This is a genomic window from Streptomyces sp. NPDC005151 (assembly GCF_053599875.1).
Map to the genome: position 1 here is coordinate 1 of NZ_JBSFYR010000274.1, position 1,029 is coordinate 1,029.

At 68.3% G+C, this 1,029-nt stretch carries 1 protein-coding gene; it reads right to left on the minus strand.

What is annotated here, in order from left to right:
• Window positions 1-961, minus strand: a 961-nt coding sequence (locus ACWD6R_RS40690) for an IS1634 family transposase (RefSeq protein ID WP_451823362.1), incomplete at its 3' end; no start/stop codon positions are given.
• Window positions 962-1,029: the final 68 nt, after the last annotated feature.

Genomic DNA, 1,029 nt, shown 5'->3' on the forward strand with positions numbered 1-1,029 from the left:
CCAGATCCTCGGCGGCTTTGGCCAGACGCTTGGCGCGTGCTTTGCGCTGGCCCTCCGCGTTGCCGGTGGAGTGGACCAGGATCCGGCGCAGGTGGTGGACCGGGTCGCGCTTGCGCGGTCCTGCCATGGCGTGGACGTCTTCGAGGACCCGGTAGGACTGGCGCTGGTTGGCGGGGGTGTTCCGCTCGCGGTCGCGGTCGTTGACGTAGTCGACCAGCTCGGCGGCCCCGAGGTCGACAGTGGCGTAGAAGTCGGCTTTGACCTGGGCCGCGGGTATGGGGGCGACGAATCCGACCCGGGCGTCAAGCAGGGCGGTGATGTTCGGGTAGGACACCAGTTTGGAGTCCGCGACGAGCAGGAAGTCCTTGCGGTCGGCGATTTTCCGCAGGGCCTTCATCGCGCCGACGACCTGGGCGACCTCGCCCGCGCCGCCGTCGTAGGCCCGGTGGAAGACGGGGATGCCACCGTCGCGGGTGACGGCCACTCCGGCCTGGACCTGCTTCAGATCGACCCGCCGGTCCTTGGGGTGACCGTATCTGACCTGCGCGTACTCCTCTTCCTGGTCCGGGTAGGCGCCGAACATGGAGATCGACGTCATGTCCCAGTGGATCTGAGCGGTATCGATGCCGAACTCCGCGATGGCCTGCGCGCCGACCGAGCCGGTGATCTCCTCCAGGCGCGGGGCGATCGCGTCCAGAGCGCGGGCGATACGGTCGTCGTTGAGCAGGTCCGGCTCAATGCCGAAAACCTCCTCGACAGCCCACGTCCGCGCCCAGTCCTCCACCCGCACCATCGAGGTCGGCGAGGACAGCCGGTTGGCGATCAGCGCCTCGACGACCTGCCCGTGCGTCAGATGAGCCACCTCACGGACAGGGCACAGCTCGTCGATGATCCCCGCCACGTCCAGCCGGCGCAGAAACTCGGCAGAGGCAGGCAGAGCGCCCAGACGCCTCTCCACCACAGGCGCCAACTCCACCGACATACGGGGGCGCTGGACCCGGGAACGACGCGAACGAGATATCGACACGT